This window comes from Microthrixaceae bacterium, assembly GCA_016702505.1.
In the GTDB taxonomy this organism is placed as follows: Bacteria; Actinomycetota; Acidimicrobiia; order Acidimicrobiales; family Iamiaceae; genus Aquihabitans.
This window is the reverse complement of the sequence record JADJDU010000007.1, coordinates 188685-208564: the sequence shown is the minus strand read 5'-3', so window position 1 is coordinate 208564 and position 19880 is coordinate 188685. Positions and strand designations below refer to the sequence as shown.

Sequence of the window (19880 nt, the reverse complement as noted above, 5' to 3'; positions counted from 1 at the left end):
CCGGGAGAAGATCGGGTCGAAGGTTCCCTGAGCCGGTCCTGGCGGTGTGTCACCGGCGTTGGATCACGGCCGTGGAGTTTCGACGCCGTCAGTAGCGGCCTGAGATCTGGTGCCTGTTCGCCCTGATGGTGGAGCGGCCAGATGCAGATGTGGATGGTTCGCGTCGGTGACGGTGATGGCATCTCGGGCGATGGCCAGCTCTTCGTCAGTCGGTACGACCAGTACCGCGGCCTTGGTGTCGGGGGGCGAGATGATCCGGGCTTCACGGGACCGTCGGACGTTTAGCGCAGGATCTACGGCCAACCCCAAGAAGTCGAGCCCGCCGATGGCCGCGGCGCGGGTGATCGGGTCGTTCTCCCCAACGCCGGCGGTGAAGGTCACGGCATCGATCCCGCCCATGACCGCGGTGTAGGCCCCGATGTACTTGCGGATCCGGTGCACGTAGATCCCGTGGGCCAGAACCGCGGCCGGGTCCCCTTCGGCGATCAGTCGATGGACCTCGCGCATGTCGTTGTGGCCGCTGAGTCCCTTCAGGCCCGAACGTCGGTTCAGCAGGTCGTCGACCTCGTCGACTGTCATGGTCCCTGATCGGATGAGGTGGGTGACCACCGACGGGTCGAGGTCGCCGCTGCGGGTTCCCATCACCAATCCTTCCAGCGGGGTGAACCCCATGGAGGTGTCCACTGGCAGACCTCCATCCACCGCCGAGGCCGAGGCACCGTTGCCCAGGTGGAGAACTATCTGGCGGATGTCCCCGAGCGGGCGGCCGAGGACGTCGGCCGCCTTCTGGGACACGTAGCGATGAGAGGTGCCGTGAGCGCCGTAACGACGTATGCCGTGTTGAGCCGCCACCTCTGGGTCCAGCGCGTAGGTGGCAGACACCCGGGGAAGCGAGGTGAAGAACGCGGTGTCGAACACCGCCACGTGGGGGAGGTGGGAGAACAGGTCACGGGCCACCGCAATGCCGACCAGGTTCGCCGGGTTGTGCAGGGGGGCCAGCGGTACCAGCCGCTCGACCTCGGCCACCACGCGATCGTCGATCAGCACGGGTTGGGTGTAGGTGTTGCCACCCATGACCACCCGGTGACCGATGGCCACCAATCCGGCGGTGGCCAGATCAGGGCCGACTTCGGCGCACAACTCGATCACGGACTGAAGTGCGTTCCGATGGTCCGTCCCCGACAGGTCCCTTTCGACGATCCTCGCCCCGACGTCGTGGCGGACACGCGTCCCCGTCTCACCGATCCGTTCCACCAGCCCGGCCACGAGACGGGTGCCGTCGTGGGGAGACACCACCTGGTAGCGGATCGATGACGAGCCGGAGTTGAGGACCAATACGGTTCCGCTCATGGCTGGCTCACACGGAAACCGTCTTGGGCCTGGATGGCGGTGATCGCCACGGTGTTGACGATGTCTCTGACGGTGGCCCCCCGAGACAGGTCGTTGACCGGTTTGGCCAGACCCTGGAGCACTGGGCCGATGGCCACGGCTCCCGCCGAGCGTTGCACCGCCTTGTAGGTGTTGTTGCCGGTATTCAGGTCAGGGAAGACGAAGACCGTCGCCCTTCCGGCCACCTCCGAGTCGGGCATCTTGGCGGCAGCCACCGATGCGTCAACGGCTGCGTCGTATTGGATGGGGCCATCCACCGATAAGTCGGGTAAGCGCTGGTGGACCAGGGCGGTAGCGGACCGCACCCGGTCCACCTCGACGCCCGACCCGGAATCTCCGGTTGAGTACGACAACATCGCCACCCTGGGCTCCACCCCGAAGTTGGCAGCGGTTGCAGCCGAAGACACGGCGATGTCGGCCAACTCATCCACGGTGGGTTCGGGGATGACAGCGCAGTCGCCGTAGACCAGCACCCGATCGGACAGGCACATGAAGAACACCGACGACACGATGTCGGTCCCCGGGCGGGTCTTGATGATCTGGAAGGCGGGCGTGATGGTGTGAGCGGTGGAGTGGGCGGCGCCCGAGACCATCCCGTCGACCATGCCGATGTGCACGAGCATCGTTCCGAAGAACGACACGTCTCGAACCATGTCTCGGGCCCCGTCGAGCGTCATCCCCTTGTGGGCCCGGAGTCGGGCGTACTCCTCGGCGAATCCTTCGGCCAGATCCGAGGTGCGAGGGTCGATCACCGCGGCTCGAGCGACGTCGAGCCCTAGCGATGACGCCTTCTGCCTGATGTCGCTTTCCACCCCGAGGAAGGTGAGGTCGACGACGTGGCGGGACAACAAGGTGTGGGCGGCTCGAAGGATCCGCTCGTCGTCTCCCTCGGGAAGCACGATGTGGCGACGATCGGACCGGGCTCGTTCCACCAGCATCGACTCGAACATGAGCGGGGTCATGACATCGCTCGGGGGTACGTCGAGCGCCGCCATCAGGGCATCGCCGTCGACGGCCTCCTCGAAGGCAGACAGGGCCTTCTCGTGCTTGCGAGGCATGCCCGGTCCCAGCAGGCCCCGAGTGGTGGACACGATGCGGGCTGCTCGGTACGTGTCGTGATCGGTGTGCACGACCGGCAGGTGGCGGGCCAGTCCGGTGACGAGGCGGGTGGCCGACTGGGCCGGCGGGTAGCCGCCGACCAGGACCACACCGGCCAGGGATGGGAAACCGTCGGTGCCGTGAGCGGCCGCCAGCGCCACCAGCACGTCGGCTCGGTCGGCAGGGGTGATGCACAGGTGACCGTCGAGGAGGCGGTCCAGGACGTGGTCGACGGTCATGGCGCACACCAGCATGTGCTCGGCTTCTCGACGGAGCATGGCCGGATCGCCGAGCAACATGTTCGCGTCCAAGGCGTCGGCCACCTCGGCCACAGTCGGTGCCCCGAGGATCGGGACCTCCGGCACGGCCCACACCGGCAACCCGGTGACATCCACCGCCGCGGTGATGTGGGCGGTGGCGTCCCGGTCGCAGCGGTTCACCATCACTCCGAGCGTGGTGGCATGAGCATCGGAGAGCTCGTGCACTGCCAACGTCGACAGTTGAGCGATGTCGGCGGGGGTCCGGTCCAGACCGCTCACCACCAACAGGACCGGGGCCCCCAGGTTGGCGGCCACCCGACCGTTGAACCCGAGCTCGATGGGGGCGGTCACGTCGGTGTAGTCCGAGCCCACCACCACCACGACCTCGCAGTCCTCGGCCAGATCCCGATGTCGTTCCACGATCGTGGCCAGCGCCGCCTCGGGGTCTCGGTGGACGTCGTCGTAGGACACGCCGATGCACTCGTTGCGTCCCAGAGCTACGCCGTCTCGTTCCAACAGGAGATCGAGGACCTGATCTCGACCCGGATCGGGGTGGGTGACGGGACGGAAGACGCCCACGCGCCGTACCCGTCGGGTGAGCATGTCGACGAGACCGAGAGCCACCAGGGACTTTCCGGTGCGGCCTTCGGGCGCGGTGACGTAGATGCTGCGCGGAGCGGTCACGGCTGGTCCTGATCGTTCACCCACACGTTCGGTTGGGCCATCGACTCACCCTAGGTTGACCGCCTCTGGCGAAGGTCTCGCACGGCGGTGACTCTTCCCACTGCGCCCTGGTTGCACCGAACGGCGCAATGGTGAACACTTGTGTTCGTAAATAGGTCGGTGACCAACTACGGAGAAAAGCCGGATGGAACGATTCACCAGCAACGCAATGACGGTGGCACTCCGAGACGTCGGGTCGGGCCCGACCGTGCTGATGCTCCACAACGGAGGAACGTCCTCGACGATCTGGCGCAACCAGATCGACGACCTGTCCCGAGATCACCGCGTGCTCGCCGTGGACCTTCCCGGGTTCGGTGACTCGCCCCGACCCCAGGTACCGCCTACCCTGGACTCCATGATCGGCCTGCTGGTCGACCTTCTCGACCAGCACGGCGAAGGCCCGTCCCTGCTGGTCGGCAACTGCATGGGTGCCAACCTGTCGCTGAGCATCGCCCGGGCCCGACCCGATCTGGTGCGGGGGGTGCTGGCCGTCAACCCGCTCACTGAGGCCACGTTCCGGTCCGGCGGAATCGGGTTCACCCACTCGATGTCACGGGTGGCCCCAGCCCCGGCCCGGCTCGTACGGTCGCTGTCGCGGCGGGTCCCGGTCCTCAACCCGACCGCGGTGGCCACCCTCCGCTTCCAACTCGGGCGCAAGGGTGCCCGCATGGGGCTTCACCGCGACCCCGAGTTGCTGGCCTGCCAACGACGTGCCGATCAGATGCCGGCGCTGGTAGACGTCCTCGACGACATGTCGTCCTACGGCAGCTTGGACCGAGACCCCAGCGACATCACCGTCCCGGTCTGGATCATGTGGGGTGCCGAGAACAAGGTCCTGGACCGCGACGCAGGCGCCGATCTGCAACGGCTGGTCAAACCGTCGCGGGTCGAGGTGGTCGACGAGTGCGGGCACCTGCCGATGCTCGAAGACCCCGAGAAGGTGACCGCGGTGATCCGCGAGCTCGATGTCCTCACCGGCGCCGAGGTTCGCCGATGACAACCGTCGATGCCGACGTGCTCGACCTGCCCGACCGTGTGTTGGACGTCGCCCGCCGTGACCCAGGACGCGTCGCCGTGGTCGAAGCCGCCCGCTACGGCTGGCAGAAGAACAAGCGGACCACCTACGCCCAGCTCAGTGCCAGAGCCGAATCTCTGGCCGTGGGACTGCGAAGGGTTGGGGTTCGCGAAGGGGTGCGATGTTCGTTCATGGTTCCTCCCGGCGAGGACGCCATGGTCGTGGCCCTGGCCCTGTGGCGGGTTGGTGCGGCCATGGTGGGCATAGAACCCCACAGCCACGGGCTGAGATCGGTGGCGCGCAGCCTCAAGCGGGTACAGCCCGAGATGTTCTTCGGAACGGTCGAAGCTCACGCGGCCCGGGTTGCCTTCGGGTGGGGCAAGGACAGCATCCGACGGAGCTTCGTGGTAGGCCCAGGTCGTATCCCAGGCCTGACCCACATCTCCGAGTTGGAGGATCCGTGGCTCGGCGAGCCGGTCCACTCAGAGGTCGGTCCCTCCGATGCGGCCCTCATCGCCTTCACCACTGGCAGCACCGGCGACCCCAAACCCACGGTCATGACCTACGCCAACGTGAACGCCATGGTCGAGGCCATCAGCACCCAGTGGTCCATGGGTGAAGGGCGAGACGTGGTCGACATGCCGACCTTCCCCATCTTTTGGATCGTCGGCATGGCCCACGGCGGAACCGTGATCGTGCCACCCATGAACTTCGCCACCAAGGGGCCCGGTTCAGCCAACCCCGCCGTATTGGTTCGCACCATTCGCGAACACAACGTCCGTTCCATGTTCGGGTCGCCGGCCCTTCTCGCCAACCTGTCGGGCTACTGCAACCAACGGGGGATCACGCTCGGCTCGATCCGACGCATCGTGGCCGGAGGCGCCGAGATCACCGGCCCTCTCTACGAGGCTGTCGGAAAGATGATCCCCAACGGCGAACTCTTCTCCAACTACGGCGCCACCGAGGTGCTCCCCGCCACCGAGATCGGGGGCTCCACCGTCCTGGCCGAGACATGGCCCCTCACCGAAACCGGTCACGGCCTGTGCGTCGGTGCCCCGATGCCCGGCGTCGAGTTGAAGATCGTGGCCATCGACGACGGCGACATCGCCACCATGGACGATGCCGTGGTGCTCGGGCCAGGCGAGATCGGTGAGGTGGTGGCGACCAGCCCCCACGTCAGCGATCGCTACTACGAGGCTCCCAATGACATGGCCGCCAACAAGATCGAGAACGGCGACAGGCGCTGGCACCGGCTCGGCGACTGCGGCTTCCTCGACGACACCGGCCGGCTGTGGGTGTGTGGACGGCGCTCCCACCGGGTGGTCACCGAGGACCGAGCCCATTTCCCGTTGTGCTGCGAACCGGTGATCAACACCCACCCCGAGGTCGAGCGCAGTGCCCTGGTTGGGCTGCGCCCCGCCTCCGGAGGTGGCCCGGTTCCCGCCATGTGCATCCAACTTCGTCCCGAGGCGCGTGACCGGTCCCACCAGATCCTGAGCGAGCTGAAGGAGTTGGCCGACCGCCACGACGCCACCCGAGGCATCGACAGGTTCGTGTTCGTCGACCTGCTACCAGTGGACAAGCGCCACAACGCCAAGATCGACCGTCCCGCACTGGCCGCCGAATACTCGAAGTGAGAGATCGAACACCCAACCCGTGAGCTGGGACTGTGGAGCCGGTCTAGCGGAACCGGTAGCGGATGGGCAGGTGCTTGACGCCGCTCACGAAGTGGCTGGCCGCCCACTGGGCTGGACCATCGGGTTCGATCACCTCGATCTGGTCGACCAGGCGACGCAGGAACGATCGCAGCTCCCGGCGGGCGAACTGCGAACCCAGGCAGTAGTGGGCACCGATGCCGAACGACAGCAGACGGTCGGCATCGGGCCTGGCCACATCGAAGCGGCCGGGGCTCACGAACACATCCTCATCTCGGTTGGCTGACGGATAGCTCAACAACACCCGGCCGCCGGCTGGGATCGTCTCGGTGCCGATCGTCGTCTCTTGGGTGGCGTAGCGCATGAAGTGGCGCACAGGGGAGGTCCAGCGGATCATCTCGTCGGTGGCTCGGGCGATGGCCACGTCGTCTGCGCCTCGAAGTGCTTCCCACTGATCGGGGTTGGAGAGCAGGGCCTCGAGACCCCCGGCCAAGGCGAACGACGTCGTGTCATGCCCGGCCGTGGCCACGATGATGTAGTACCAGAGTCGTTCGGGGTCGCCCATGGGGCAACCGTCCACCTCACCGTTGGCGATCACGGTGGCGAGGTCGTCGGCTGGGCACGCCCGCCGGTCGGCGGTGACTCCGTTGAAGTACTGGATGAACGTCATCACCGATCGCATGGCCCGCAGACCGGGGTCGGTGTCGTCGCCCAGGAACTCGGGATCGTTGGCCCCGAATATCCCCTGGGTCAGGTCGAGCATCATCGCCTCGTCGGACTCGGGGACCCCGTAGATGTCCATGATGACCCGCAGCGTGTACGGCTGGGCGATGTCGACGGCGAAGTCGCACTGCCCGTCCAACTCGCGCATCCGGTCGATGAAGTGGTCGGCGATCTCGTCGATCCGGGGTTGGCGGGCCCCGACGGAACTGGGCTTGAACCAGTCGCTGGCGACCCGTCGGTGGGCGGTGTGCTCGTGGCCGTCGAGGTGCACGAGCGACCGCGGCGCGAAACCACTGGCCACCATCTCGGCGTTGGATGAATCCGGGCCCAGCACCGAAAGGACCGTGTTCTCCCAGTGGGTGTGATCCCGAGACACCGCGAACACGTCGTCGTGGCGGGTGAGCGCCCAGAACGGCCCGAAGTCGTGATCCTCCACTCGTAGCACCGGTGTTTCGCGGCGGATCCGGGAGACCTCCTCGTGCCAGGCCTCCATGTCGGTCCAGCGTTCGGGTCGATGGAACAACCCGGAGCCGTCGGTTCCAACCTGGGTAGCGGTCATGGCATGGGCCTCGCTGGAGGAGCTTCGGAGGGGCTTCGGTGGTGAGTGGCCGAACCTAACCGGGTTCCGAGGTGCTTCGCTCCGGCCGAGATCAGTTCTCGGGCGGGTGCATCTTGGTCAGGTAGCCGTCGAAACCGAAGCCGAACAGGGGCGGTAGTGGCCAGGTGGCGGTGAAGGTCGAGCGGGTGGGGTCGGCGATGATCTCGAGGCGGTGTGGAGACGACAGTGTGGCCACATCCACGTGGATCCGGCCGTCCTCACCCACCGCGGCGCTGGTCGACAGGGGATGACCGGGCACATCGCTCCAGTTGTCCGTCAGGGTCACGGCGAGGGTCTGGTCGCCCTCGGTGATCGTCATCTCTCCGGGGCTCGTCTGGATCGACGAGATGGATGGATGGCTCGGGAACCCCGGTGAGCGTGTGAAGTTGGCGTCGGTAACGGTGTCCAGCGGCCTCTGGGCCCCGATGCGATCAGCCGCGGTGGGAACGTGAAGACCGGTGGCCCGTGCTGTCACTGCGGCATCACCTTCGGGGTCGACGGAGCCCTCATCGGCGTCCACGTCGGTGAAGGCCGGCAACAGCGAATCCCAGATGTGGTCCATGACTACCTGCATGTCTTCGGTGCATGAATGGAAGGCCACCACCGCTCGATGTTGGGGGAGCACGACCATGAACTGGCCGAAGGCGCCGTCGCCCCGAAACCCGTGACGGCACATCCACATCTGGATTCCATAGCCGAGTGCCCAATCTGGTTCGGGCCGGTGGGCGTTTTCGATCTGGATGGAGGAAGCCTCCTCCACCCAACCGAGGGGAAGTACCTGCTCGCCGTTCCACCGCCCCGAGTCGAGGTGGAGTTGGCCCAGCCGAGCGATGGCGTCCAGGTCGGTGAACACCCCGGAGAAGCCCAAGTCGATCCCCGGCTTGTACTGCGACCATCGAAGGTCACCGACCCCTATCTGATCCAAGACCCGACCGCGGAGCTGATCGACCAGACGTTGCCCGGTCAGGCGTTGAAGGATGGCAGACAGCACCAGCACCGGAGGCTGGTTGTATGCGAACCAGGTGCCGGGGTCGTTCTGGGGTGGCAACTTCACGAACGCGGCCACCAGGTCGGTGGGGTCGGTCATCAGCGCATCTAGCAATGTCTCGTCTGCATGTCCGGTCGACATCGACGCCAGGTGTCGGATGCGCATGGAACCCATCCGCTCATCGGCGTGGTCGGCCAACTCGGGGAGGTGGTCGATCACCCGATCCTCCAACGACAACAGGCCGTCGCCGACCGCGAGGCCGAGAGCGGTTCCGGTGAACGTCTTGGACAACGAATAGCCGAGCCGGGGCTGCCCAGCCCGATGCGGTGACCAGTAGGTCTCGAGTACCCGGTGACCGTGTCGGTGGACGATGAGCCCATGGGGCTCGATAGCCGGATCGGTATCGAGGGCATCGACGAACCCGACGAGCCCGGCTGGGTCGACACCCTGCCGGGATGGACTGCTGGTGGGAAAGCTCACCCCTTCAGTCTGTCCCAGAGCAGGGCGGGACCGGCTCACATAGCGTGAACTCGTGACCTCAGATCCCGCCGCGGCCGACGCCCCGGACACTGCCATGGAAGATGAAACCGTCAAGGCACGCCGAGCCGGACCGAGGAGGCCGGTCGTCAACGGTTTTGACGATGAGCTGGCCCGCCTCGACGCAGTGGCCACCATCGATGCGCTGGATCGGGGAGACCTGTCGGTGCGCGAGGTGGTCCGAGCCAGCGTGGACCGTGCTCGGGTGCTGGGTCCTCGCCTTGGCGCGGTGGCTTTCGAGCGCTACGACGTGGCGCTCGGCGGTACATCGCCGCAACGTCCCCGGCGGGGAGGGTTCCACGGAGTTCCGACCTTCATCAAGGACATGGTGCCGGTAGCGGGGCTCCCACTCACGTGGGGATCGGAGGCGCTCACCGGCGGTCCCCGCAAGCGTCGCACCGCTGGTGTGGCCAAAGACATGGAGGCCATGGGCCTGACCATCCTGGGTTCGTCGACGATGCCCGAGTGGGGCTTCACCCCTTCCACGGAGTTTCCACACCTCGATCCCACCCGCAACCCGTGGAACCCGCAACGGTCGGTGGGAGGCTCCTCTGGTGGTGCTGCGGCCCTGGTGGCATCGGGTGTGATCCCGGTGGCTCACGCGGTGGACGGTGGTGGGTCAACCCGCATCCCGGCAGCCTGTGCCGGGTTGGTCGGCCACAAGCCAACGCTCGGCCGGCTGCGCCGACATACCGACGAAGCCATGTTGCCGGTGTCGATCTCGGTGGACGGCGTGGTGACGCGAACGGTGCGCGACACGGCGAGGTTCTACGCCGAGATGGAGCGGGTGTTCCGGCCCCGACACCTGCCCCCGATGGGCGAGGTATCGGGGCCGCCGACCCGCCGGTTGCGCATCGGAATCTTGGGCGAGGTGGCCGGGGTCGCCGAGCTGGACCCCCCGACCCGGGCCACACTCGACGAAACCGCCACGCTGTTGGAGGACCTCGGCCACCACCTAGAGCCGGTAGACCCACCGGTTCATCCCCAACAGTTCCGCGCCGACTTCATCGACTACTACCGGTTCTTGGTGTTCGCCGCGACCCGTACCGCGCGCGTCTCCCATGGGTCTCACTTCCGAATGGACGCGCTGACGCCGTTCACCATGTCGATGGCCGCGTCGTTTCGGTCCGACCCGGGGCGCGTGGTGGGCGCCGCCCGCCGACTGCGGGCCAGTCGGAACCAGGTTGCGGCCGTGTACCGACGCTTCGACGTCCTGCTCAGCCCCACGTTGGCCTCGGTCGCCCCCGAGCTCGGGTACCTGGCGACCGACGTCGAGTTCGAGGTCTTGCTGGATCGGATCGCGTCGTGGATGACCTACACCCCGATCGCCAACGCCTCGGGAACCCCGGCCATCACCTTGCCCATGGGCTTCGACGACAAGGCTCAGGTGCCGGTAGGAGCCATGCTGTCGGCAGATTTCGGCCAGGACGCGGTGTTGGTGCAACTGGGTCTGGAGTTGGAGCAGGCCAAACCCTGGGATCTGGCCCGCCTTTGACGGACTGGCTCGACATCTTCGACGGCGAGATGGTTCTGTTCCAGTGGGCCCGCTGGCGAGTGAGGTGACGTCGGTCCTTCCGGTCGAGGCCCTATGTCCCTACCGGTCGTGCCAGCGGTCGGCGAGGTTGAACCAACGTGGAGCGACATCGAGTTGCGGTGGTCGGTGGTGGGATCACCGGGTTGGTCGCTGCCCGTCGGCTGTCGACCCAAGGCCATGCCGTCACCGTGTTCGAGGCGGGCGCCCGGCTGGGTGGCCAGATTAGGACCGAGACCTTTGTTGGCCATGACGTCGATACCGGCGCCGAGGCCCTTCACCTGGCTGGCCCGCATCTCCCGGCCCTGCTGGACGAACTTGGGCTCACCCCCCATCTGGTGCCGGCACGACCGGGGCGAGCCCAGATCTGGGACGGTCGCAGGCTTCGGTCCCTGCCCAGCGGCGTTGGTCCCACGGGCCCGACACGGCTCGGCCCCGTGCTGCGGTCGAGGATCTTGTCGCCGGCCGGTCTCGCCCGGGCCGGAATGGAACCGCTCATCACCAGATCGACGGTGGCGGGCGACCAGTCCGTTGGTGACTTCTTGGATCGCCGGTTCGGACCCCAGGTCGTCGATCGTTTCGTCGACCCGCTGCTCGGCAACCTTCACGGTGGGGACGTGCGCCGACTCAGCCTGGAAGCGGTAGCCCCGTACCTGGCCCAGCAGAGCGCGACCCATCGGTCGTTGGTCTTGGCGGGTCGAAGCCGCCGCCGAACCTCGGCCCCGACCTTTTGGAACTTCCCCGATGGCCTGGTCACTCTCGTCGAGACCCTCTCCGGCGCCATTGTCGACACCGGAGGTGCCGTCCGTGTGCGGTCGCCGATCGAGGCGATAGGTCCGGTCCTGGAACCGGCGACCGACCCTGCCCCTGGCTCTGTGCGTTACCGGCTCCCTGGCGTCGATGGCGAATGGGATGCGGTGGTGCTGGCCGTTCCGCCTGCGGCCGTTGGTTCGCTGCTGGTCCCCCTGATCGGAGGGGTGGGCGTCGATCCGGTGACGACCACCCCCGTCGCCAGCGTGGCCACCGTGGTGGTGTCGTTCCGCCATTGCGATGTCGACCACATCTCCGCCTTCGACGCCACCGGGTTGCTGGTTCCGTCGCGGGTCGGAGCCATCTTGAAGGCCGCCACCTTCCTCACCCGAAAGTGGCAGCACCTGGACCGCGGAGATCGTTTCTTGGTGCGCATGTCGGCGGGCCGGGCTCGTGACGACCGGATTTCGGCCCTCGACGACGACGCCCTCCTGAGCGCGCTCGTCACCGACCTGGCGTCGGCCACCGGGTTGAAGGTGCCACCGGTGGATGCCCTGGTCCGCCGCTGGCCCGAATCGATGACCCAGCTCGAGGTCGGTCACCTCGAACGGATTGCCGAACTGCGACGATCCCTGACCCGCTGGCCTGGCGTGGTCGTGGCCGGGTCGGGGATTGACGGGCTGGGCGTTGTCGCCTGTACCACCAGTGGTGAACGGGCCGCGGCGGAAGTGGCCCGCGTCCTCAGCGGGGCAACCGCTTCGGTTCCGAAATGACCGCAACCGCTGACGCCCGCCCGTTCCGATCTCTGCACCTCGATGTGGACGATCGACCGTTCATCGTGATCTGGGAGACGACCCGGGCCTGTGCCCTGGTGTGTGCTCACTGTCGGGCCGATGCCGTGCATCATCGTGACCCCATGGAGCTCTCCACCGATGAGGGCAAGGTGTTGTTGGACGACCTGGCGGCCCTGGGAGCGCCCCGACCCATCGTGGTGCTCACCGGTGGTGATCCCTTCGAGCGGCCGGACCTGGCCGAGTTGGTCGCCCACGGGGCCGCCGCCGGGTTGAGCATGGCCCTGTCACCGTCGGTCACTCCCCGTCTCACCCGTGAGGTCCTGATCGAGCTGAGAGACGCCGGAGCCCGGGCCATCTCTCTGTCCCTCGATGGGGCGTCGGCCAGCTCCCATGATGGGTTCCGGGGTGTGGAAGGAGTTTTCGACGCCACCCTGCAAGCGGCGCAGTGGGTTCGCGAGGTCGGCCTCCGACTTCAGATCAACACCACCGTCACCGCCGATACCGTTGGTGAACTGCCTGAGGTCCTGGCCAGCGTCGTCGCCTTCGAGGCCGGACTGTGGAGCGTGTTCTTCTTGGTGCCCACCGGCAGGGGAGACAACCTGAGACCCCTTCCCGCCGATGAAGTCGAGGAGGTGCTGCACTGGCTCAACGAGGTCGGAGATCACGTAGCGGTCAAGACCACCGAGGCGCCGCACTTCCGTCGGGTTGCGATCCAGCGATCTCGTAGCGCAGACGTCGACGTCGACTTCCCACCCGGTCCGCTCCGGCTGACCCTGAGAGCGGGTACCGTCGCCAACCTCGGTTCATTGCATGGGACTCGTGCCCGAACCCGTCCCCCGCTGGACGTCAACGCGGGCCGGGGGTTCTCCTTCATCGACCACCACGGGCTGGTCTACCCCAGTGGCTTCCTGCCGATGTCGGCGGGCTCGGTTCGTCACCGTCCCTTCACCTCCATCTACCGGGAATCCGACCTCTTGGTCGCACTACGCGACCCCGACCGGCTCGGTGGGCGCTGTGGTCGCTGCGAGCTGAAGACGGTGTGCGGAGGCTCACGGTCCCACGCCTTCGCCGTCTCCGGCGACCCGTTCTCAGAGGACCCCAACTGCGCCTACCAGCCGCCGGCGGGCTGATGCTGACGACAGGCGGGTGTGGGAGCGGGCATAGTTCTGGACGTCTCTGGACAGCCGGCCCGCGGTTGGTCTGTCCTCGTCTTGAAGTTGGAGGAACTCGTGCCCGCTCCCAACCGTGCCACCCCACCCAGCCCCTATGACTACCTCGCCGCTGTTGACGAATTCACGGTGACCAGCACCGACCTCGTCGACGGGCAGCCCATTGCGTTGCGTTTCGTGGCCGACGCCAACTTCGGCGTCGGCGGAGACAACGTCTCACCCCAACTGAGCTGGAGCGGTTTCCCGTCCGAGACGGCCAGCTTCGCCGTCACCTGCTTCGACCCCGACGCCCCCACCGGGAGCGGGTTCTGGCACTGGGTGCTGTTCGACATCCCCACGTCGGTGACCGAGTTGGCTACCGGAGCGGGGTCAGGAGACGGTACCGCCATCCCGGCCGGGTCGATCCACGGCCGCAACGACACCGCCAACAACCTCTACACCGGGCCGTTTCCACCGGCGGGCCACGGACCTCACCGCTACCTGTTCGCGGTGCACGCCCTCGACACCGACAAGCTCGGTGTAGATGGCACGGTCAACCCGGCCGTGGTCGGGTTCTACATGTCCAACCACGTGCTGGCCCGAGCCGTGCTGACCGTGACCCACGAGGAGTAGCCATCGGGTCAGTCACCCAAGATCTCCAGGACCCGTTCGGGCGGCCGAGCCACCACGGCTCGGTCGCCCACGATCACGATGGGGCGTTCGATCAGCTTGGGGTTGGCGCTGAGCGCCTCGATCACTTCGTCGGCCGAGGCATCGTCGAGTCCCAGTTCCTTCCACAGCGCCTCACCGGTGCGGGCCATGTCCCGCGGATCGTCGGTGCCGAGCAGATCCAGTACCCGCCTGATCTCAGCGGTGTCGGGTGGCGAATCGAGGTAGCGGAGGTAGGTGGCGTCCACCCCCTTCTCGGTCAGGATCGACTGGGTGGTGCGGCATTTCGAGCACTTGGCGTTGAACCAGACGGTCGGTTCTGACATAGCGGCCTACTCCCTCGGGTCGGTGGCGCCGCGAGCTTGGCATGACTTCGCCCAGAGACAGGTCTCGGTTCAGGAGGCCCGCATCCTCACCGCTGGGAACGCCAGTGTCAGAGGGGCGCGATGTGGTGGGAAATGGGCGTCTCGGTAGGCTCGCTCGGGTGTTGAGCGAGGCCCCCGACGTCAGCCCGCACCGACCGAACCAGTTGAGCTGGTGGCTGTTCGGAGTGGCGGTGCTGGTGTTCGCCATGGTTGTGATCGGTGGAGCCACCCGCCTCACCCAGTCCGGGCTGTCGATGGTTCATTGGGAACCGGTGAGCGGCTCTGTTCCGCCGCTGTCCGAAGGCGACTGGCAGGCCGAGTTCGATGCCTACCGCCAGACGCCTGAGTTCCGCCTCGTGAACCGGGAAATGGACCTCTCGGAGTTCAAGGGGATCTTCTGGTGGGAGTACTCCCACCGGGTTCTGGGTCGCATCGTGGGCATGGCCCTAGCCCTCCCGTTCTTCTGGTACCTGTTCCGGCGGGCCATTCCTCCCGGTTACGGCCCCCGCATCGCGTTGTTGGTGGCGCTGGTAGGTCTTCAAGGCTTCATCGGCTGGTGGATGGTGACCAGCGGCCTGGTCGATCGTCCCGATGTGGCCCACGAGCGACTTGCCCTTCACCTGGTCACCGCCCTGCTCTTGTTGGCCGCTCTGGTTTGGACGGCCCTGGACCTGAGGGCATTGGCCCAAGGGCGCACCAAGGTCGAGGGACGCCCGTCGCGGTGGGTGGCGCCGTTCTTCGTTCTGCTCAGCGTGCAGATCGTGCTCGGAGCGTTCGTGGCCGGACTCGATGCCGGGCGCATCTACAACACCTGGCCGGCCATGAACGGCCAATGGGTTCCCAGGGAGGTCGATCGGCTCTCGCCGGTGTGGTCCAACGCGGTGGACAACCCGGTCACCGTCCAGTTCTTGCACCGGTGGTTGGCGGTGGTGGTGGCGGCGTCGGCCATGGCCGTGGCGGCCAGACTGTTCTTCGCCGGGGCCCGGGGAATCGCCTTCGCCTTGGAGATGGTGGTCCTGGCCCAGTTCGTGCTCGGCATCATCACGCTCGTCAATGCCGTTCCGGTGGGTCTGGGGATCGCCCACCAGGCGGTGGGTGCCCTGACGTTGGTGGTTGCAGTGGTGGCGGCGCACTGGTCCACCGGGGGAGCCCGGGCCCAACCGGGCCGAGAGCCTTCTCCCGTGGCGGAACCTGCGGTATCGGTCTGATCAAACTCGCAGCGAGGACGACCGGACCTGCTCGCTAGGAACCATCGGGGCCTTCGGGCTGGTCGGGTGACTCGACGATGAGCCTCAGAGCGCGGCGCAACAACCGGGTGGTGGCTTCCCACGCCTCCAGCTCCCCGGCGCAGGCTTCAGCCTCGTCTGAGTTGCCTTCGAACACGGCTTCCTCGTGGCTTTCACGCCACGAGATCTCCTGACGGGAGCTGTCGGCGATCAGTTCCAAGACCAGGTCTCGATTCCACCCACAGATCCGGGCGGCAAGGTCACGGCTGACCGAACCGTCCTCGTCGGTGTCGAGTTCGATGATGGTGGCCAACGCCGGATGGAGGTCGTCGTCTTCGCCGTCGACGTCGCGGAGGTCGACGGTGGGGCCGGTGCTGGTCCAGGTCCGGCCGCCGACTCGTTGGGCCAGACCTTCGTCCAGTTCGTCGACGGCCTCGGCCAGGTGGACCAGCAGAAGATGGAGCTGGGTGGCCGAGAACGGGTGGGCCAACAGGGTGGTCCGGGCCGAGATGCGGTCGCCCACCAGGGCGAAGCGGACAAAGGCGGTCTGCTCGTTGAGGCGATTGACCTCGAACAGAGCATCACCGGGCTGGGCCACGTCGACCACCACCCACGACACCATCTCGACGGCAGGCATGTCCTGGCGCACCGTCACCCACACCAGCGCAGAGCCGCAGGCGATGGGTATGTCGTCGTCCTCGTCGTGGATCGGTGGATGGCCCACCGCTTCCTCGATGGCCTCATCGACGAGACGCCGGAGCTCGTCGGGGTCGCCGGGGATCACCACGTCGGCGTCGTCACCCTTCTCGGAGCGGTTCTGGAGCCGGTGACCGACCAGGAACGCAGGGTGGGGAACGCCAAAGACCCGGCGCAGCACCCGCACCGCCATCACCGACAAGCGGTCGGCGTCGTCGAGTGCTCCGTCGGCGAAGTAGTTGGACGAACCCTCATCGGGGACTTCGTCCAGGGTGTAGGTGGGGGGTGTGAGGCCGAGCGCGACCAGTTCGGCTTCGGCGTCGGCGGTGAGTCGGAAGCCATCGTCGAGGTAGGCGTTGCTGGAGACCTCCAGACGGACCATCGGCTCTTGAAGGGCGAACTGCACGTAGGGCGTCACCTGGTCCTCGCCGTTGAGCCCTGTCTCCACATCGATCACGAAGGACTGGAGGTCTTCGATGTTGGCCAGGCGCGTGGCCACCTCACCCTGGAACCGGGTCCAGGCCCGGGCCACCTCCAAGTCGAGATCGAACCCCTCGGACTCGCTCATGGTCGCAGGTTACGCCGTGGTCCCAGCGCCGCGACGGGCCGTGATCGCGGTTGCCCAGATCCCGGCCGCGGCCCCGATCCCGGCCCCGACGGTCAGGCTGAGCACCAGTCGAGCAACCGGTGCGGCCAGCGCGGTCGGCAACTGGGAGTGCGTGAAGAACGAGCCGTAGGCGATGCTCACCACCGCGACGATTCCAGCCAGCCCCCACGACGACACCGCCCAGTCGTGGTCTCCGAAGTGGGCTCTAACCAGCCCGAACAGCGTTAGGCAGACCGGCAGCATCAGCGCGATGGCCGCCCCGCCCGGTGGATCGGACATTGTGAGCGCGACGCCCACCACCGTCGTGGCTCCGAGCAGGCACACGCCGATCGCCACCGCCGGGAACAGGCGGACCCCGAACGACGACAGGAAGGAGATCCCAGCGGCGACGACGGCCACCACCAGCCACGGGGCCACCGGCGGTGGTGGAACCCACCTGGTCTGGCCGGTCACGGTCCGTTGCCGGCCGTCGACGTGCAGCCCCAGTTCCCAACCATCGATGATGGTGTGGTGCTCATGGGGTGAAGTCTGGACTGCCGCTGGATCGGTGTTCCCCATCCAGTGGACCCGGTGATCGTGCCAGGAGGCGCTGGGGTCCGCGGACACGTGCACCCACTGGGCGGGAGCCGACGAATCAGCCGTCTCGGGCATTGCTGGCCATCACCCGCCTACCCAACGGTCAGGTTGCGTCACTGCGCCAGGAGGTGGCCGATGAGATGGGGTTGGACCTGGACGAACCGCGCTCGCTGGCCGCGGTCGAAGCCCGGGCCCGAGAGTTGGTCGAGGCGGCGGCAGGTCGGGACTGGGCGGTGGTACCAGCCGATTCGCCCACCGTGGCATGGATATGTGACTGGCTGGTCCCCAACCTGGCACGCACCACCGACGAGATCGACAACCTCCTGGTGGGCCTCGCCGGGGGCCACGTCCCTGCCGGTCCCAGCGGAACCTTGACCCGCGGCGGTGCCCACGTCTTGCCCACCGGACGGAACTTCTATTCGGTCGACCCCAAGTCCCTTCCTACCCGGCTGGCCTGGGATGTTGGGGTTCGACTCGCTGATGGGGTGGTGGCACGCCACATGGACGAGGAAGGCCGACCGCCGACCACGGTGGGCCTGGTGTTGTGGGGGACCGCCCTCATGCGCACCCAGGGCGATGATGTGGCTGAAGCCCTTGCCCTGCTCGGCGTCCGTCCGGTGTGGGAGCAGGAGTCCCGCCGAGTGGTCGGGCTCGAGGTCATCTCGTTGTCTGAACTGGGCCGTCCACGGGTGGACGTCACGGTGCGCATCTCGGGGTTCTTCCGTGATGCCTTCCCCAACCTGGTTCAGTTGATCGACGACGCGGTGGCCCTGGTCGCGGCGCTGGATGAACCGCCAGAGCAGAACCCGCTGCGAGCGTCGCGTGCCGATGACCCTCGGATCTTCGGGCCGCCGCCTGGTTCCTACGGGGTCGGGGTGGCGGCCGCATTGGAGCAGCGTTCGTGGCGGAGCGACGACGACTTGGCCGCGATCTATGTGGCGTGGTCGGGGCACAGCTACGGCCGGGCGGGCTACGGCATGCCCGCCGAGGACGCCATGCGGCGCCGGTTCGCCGCCATCGAGGTGGCGGTCAAGAACCAGGACAACCGCGAGCACGACATCTTCGACAACGGCGAATACCTGTCCGAGCACGGTGGCATGATCGCCACCGTCCGTGCGCTGACCGGGGCCGACCCCAAGGGATGGTTCGGCGACTCGGCCGACCCCGACCGGCCGATGGTCCGCTCGTTGGCGGAGGAGGCCGCACGGGTGGTTCGCACCCGGGTGGTCAACCCTCGCTGGATCGACGCCATGACCCGTCACGGTTACAAGGGCGCCTTCGAGTTGGCGGCCACGGTGGACTTCCTGTTCGGCTACGACGCCACCGCCCGGGTCGTCGACGACTGGATGTACGAACGTGTGGTCGAGGCCTACGTGGCCGACCCGGCCATCCGGAAGTTCTTCGAGACGTCCAACCCGGGGGCGTTGTCGTCGATCGCCGAGCGACTGCTGGAAGCGATCGAGCGAGGGATGTGGGACGCCGGCGCGGAAACGCGGACGCTGTTGGCCCGCGCCGTGCTCGAGGCCGAGACCTGGGAGGAACGACGGTGAGCCGGCTGTCCTTCTCCGAGGTGGTGGGCTTGGAGGAGGCCAAGGAGGCTTTGCTCCTGGCCGCGGTTGAGCCCCGCCTGGGAGGGGTTCTCCTACGCGGAGACAAGGGTTCGGCCAAGACCACCTTGGCTCGAGGACTGGCCGCGGTGATGCCCGGTGACGCTCCGTTCGTGGAGCTTCCCCTCGGGGCTGGCGAAGACCGGGTCCTGGGCGCCCTCGACCTGGCCGACCTGTTGGAACGAGGTCGACCAAGGTTGCGTCCGGGGCTCCTGGCCGAAGCCCACGGCGGGGTGCTCTACGTCGACGAGATCAACCTGTTGGCCGATCACCTGGTCGATGCCTTGCTCGACGTGGCTGTCTCGGGTGTGAACCGGGTGGAGCGCGAGGGCCTGTCGGCCCAGCACCCAGCCCGGTTCGTGCTGGTGGCGTCCATGAACCCCGAGGAAGGTGAGCTGCGCCCTCAACTTCTCGATCGGTTCGGGCTCACCACCGAGGTGCGGGCCCGGTCGAGGTCAGAGACCGCGTGGAGGCCGTCCGCCGCCAACTGGACCGCGACCAGCCATTTGCCGCCGCGGGTGAGGAGGGAGCCGGACCCGTCAGCTTGGTCGAACCAGACCATGTGAGCGAGGCTGATTCCGAGCTGCGGCGGCGGGTCACCGCGGCCAGGTCCGCCAGCGCATCGCTGCCCGACGAGGTGGTGAACTTCGCCTGCTCGGTGGCGGTCGGGGCTGGCGCCGAGGCGCTGCGGGCCGACCTGGCCTTGGTGCGAGCCGCGCTGGCTCGGGCCCGGCTCGACGGCCGTCGCCATGTCACCACCGCTGACGTGGAGGCGGTGGCCGCGTTGGTGCTGGCCCACCGTCGACGACGTGGCCCGGCTGATTCCCCCGGAATAGACCAAGGCGAGTTGGACGACCTGTTCGACGAGCTGCGCCCCCCGACTCTGCCTGACCGACCTCCGACCTCATCGGAGAGCCCGGATCCC

15 protein-coding genes and 1 pseudogene are annotated in these 19880 nt (G+C 67.2%); 9 read left to right on the top strand and 7 right to left on the bottom strand.

Annotation, left to right across the window (positions count from 1 at the left end; translation table 11 throughout):
• Positions 1-63: 63 nt before the first annotated feature.
• Positions 64-1350 carry an acetate kinase gene (locus IPG97_08235; protein ID MBK6856520.1) on the bottom strand — a complete coding sequence of 429 codons (1287 nt, stop codon included), beginning with the start codon at positions 1348-1350 and terminating at the stop codon, positions 64-66.
• On the bottom strand, positions 1347-3455 hold the full coding sequence (gene pta / locus IPG97_08230) for a phosphate acetyltransferase (GenBank protein ID MBK6856519.1): 2109 nt from the start codon (positions 3453-3455) through the stop codon (positions 1347-1349). The genes IPG97_08235 and pta overlap by 4 nt, the downstream gene beginning before the upstream one ends.
• Before the next feature lie 160 nt (positions 3456-3615).
• Here pta and IPG97_08225 point away from each other — a divergent pair, with 160 nt between their 5' ends.
• Together IPG97_08225 and IPG97_08220 are read left to right on the top strand one after the other, a co-directional pair.
• Positions 3616-4467 carry an alpha/beta hydrolase gene (locus IPG97_08225; GenBank protein ID MBK6856518.1) on the top strand — a complete coding sequence of 284 codons (852 nt, stop codon included), beginning with the start codon at positions 3616-3618 and terminating at the stop codon, positions 4465-4467.
• Positions 4464-6122, top strand: a complete 1659-nt coding sequence (locus IPG97_08220) for an AMP-binding protein (GenBank protein MBK6856517.1) — start codon at positions 4464-4466, stop codon at positions 6120-6122. The genes IPG97_08225 and IPG97_08220 overlap by 4 nt, the downstream gene beginning before the upstream one ends.
• A gap of 43 nt (positions 6123-6165) precedes the next feature.
• Here IPG97_08220 and IPG97_08215 read toward each other — a convergent pair whose 3' ends face one another.
• Positions 6166-7422, bottom strand: coding sequence for a cytochrome P450 (locus tag IPG97_08215; GenBank protein MBK6856516.1), 1257 nt, complete (start codon positions 7420-7422; stop codon positions 6166-6168).
• Positions 7423-7513: 91 nt separating this feature from the next.
• Positions 7514-8929, bottom strand: a complete 1416-nt coding sequence (locus IPG97_08210; GenBank protein MBK6856515.1) for a beta-lactamase family protein — start codon at positions 8927-8929, stop codon at positions 7514-7516.
• A 52-nt stretch (positions 8930-8981) separates the two neighbouring features.
• Between IPG97_08210 and IPG97_08205 the strand changes: the two genes are divergently transcribed.
• The 4 genes from IPG97_08205 to IPG97_08190 all read left to right on the top strand — a co-directional run bounded on the left by IPG97_08205 (position 8982) and on the right by IPG97_08190 (position 13842).
• A complete protein-coding gene (locus IPG97_08205) occupies positions 8982-10481 on the top strand; it encodes an amidase (GenBank protein ID MBK6856514.1) in 1500 nt (499 codons plus the stop codon).
• A gap of 137 nt (positions 10482-10618) precedes the next feature.
• Positions 10619-12040 carry a protoporphyrinogen oxidase gene (gene hemG, locus IPG97_08200; GenBank protein ID MBK6856513.1) on the top strand — a complete coding sequence of 474 codons (1422 nt, stop codon included), beginning with the start codon at positions 10619-10621 and terminating at the stop codon, positions 12038-12040.
• On the top strand, positions 12037-13191 hold the full coding sequence (locus IPG97_08195; GenBank protein ID MBK6856512.1) for a TIGR04053 family radical SAM/SPASM domain-containing protein: 1155 nt from the start codon (positions 12037-12039) through the stop codon (positions 13189-13191). The genes hemG and IPG97_08195 overlap by 4 nt, the downstream gene beginning before the upstream one ends.
• A gap of 99 nt (positions 13192-13290) precedes the next feature.
• On the top strand, positions 13291-13842 hold the full coding sequence (locus IPG97_08190; protein ID MBK6856511.1) for a YbhB/YbcL family Raf kinase inhibitor-like protein: 552 nt from the start codon (positions 13291-13293) through the stop codon (positions 13840-13842).
• 8 nt (positions 13843-13850) lie between these two features.
• Here the strand turns inward: IPG97_08190 and arsC are convergent, their stop codons facing one another.
• Positions 13851-14204: an arsenate reductase (glutaredoxin) gene (gene arsC / locus IPG97_08185; protein MBK6856510.1), complete on the bottom strand. Its 354-nt coding sequence runs from the start codon at positions 14202-14204 to the stop codon at positions 13851-13853.
• A gap of 41 nt (positions 14205-14245) precedes the next feature.
• On the opposite strand from arsC, the gene IPG97_08180 reads away from it, so the two are divergent.
• Positions 14246-15451: a COX15/CtaA family protein gene (locus IPG97_08180; GenBank protein ID MBK6856509.1), complete on the top strand. Its 1206-nt coding sequence runs from the start codon at positions 14246-14248 to the stop codon at positions 15449-15451.
• Between the two features lie 34 nt (positions 15452-15485).
• Here the strand turns inward: IPG97_08180 and IPG97_08175 are convergent, their stop codons facing one another.
• Both IPG97_08175 and IPG97_08170 read right to left on the bottom strand, forming a co-directional pair.
• On the bottom strand, positions 15486-16733 hold the full coding sequence (locus IPG97_08175) for a hypothetical protein (protein MBK6856508.1): 1248 nt from the start codon (positions 16731-16733) through the stop codon (positions 15486-15488).
• A 9-nt stretch (positions 16734-16742) separates the two neighbouring features.
• Positions 16743-17330, bottom strand: coding sequence for a hypothetical protein (locus IPG97_08170; protein MBK6856507.1), 588 nt, complete (start codon positions 17328-17330; stop codon positions 16743-16745).
• On the opposite strand from IPG97_08170, the gene IPG97_08165 reads away from it, so the two are divergent.
• On the top strand, positions 17294-18898 hold the full coding sequence (locus tag IPG97_08165) for a cobaltochelatase subunit CobN (protein ID MBK6856506.1): 1605 nt from the start codon (positions 17294-17296) through the stop codon (positions 18896-18898). The two genes, IPG97_08170 and IPG97_08165, sit on opposite strands and share 37 nt — an antisense overlap.
• Positions 18895-19518: pseudogene (locus tag IPG97_08160) on the top strand (ATP-binding protein). The gene IPG97_08165 and the pseudogene IPG97_08160 overlap by 4 nt, the downstream one beginning before the upstream one ends.
• Positions 19519-19880 lie beyond the last annotated feature (362 nt).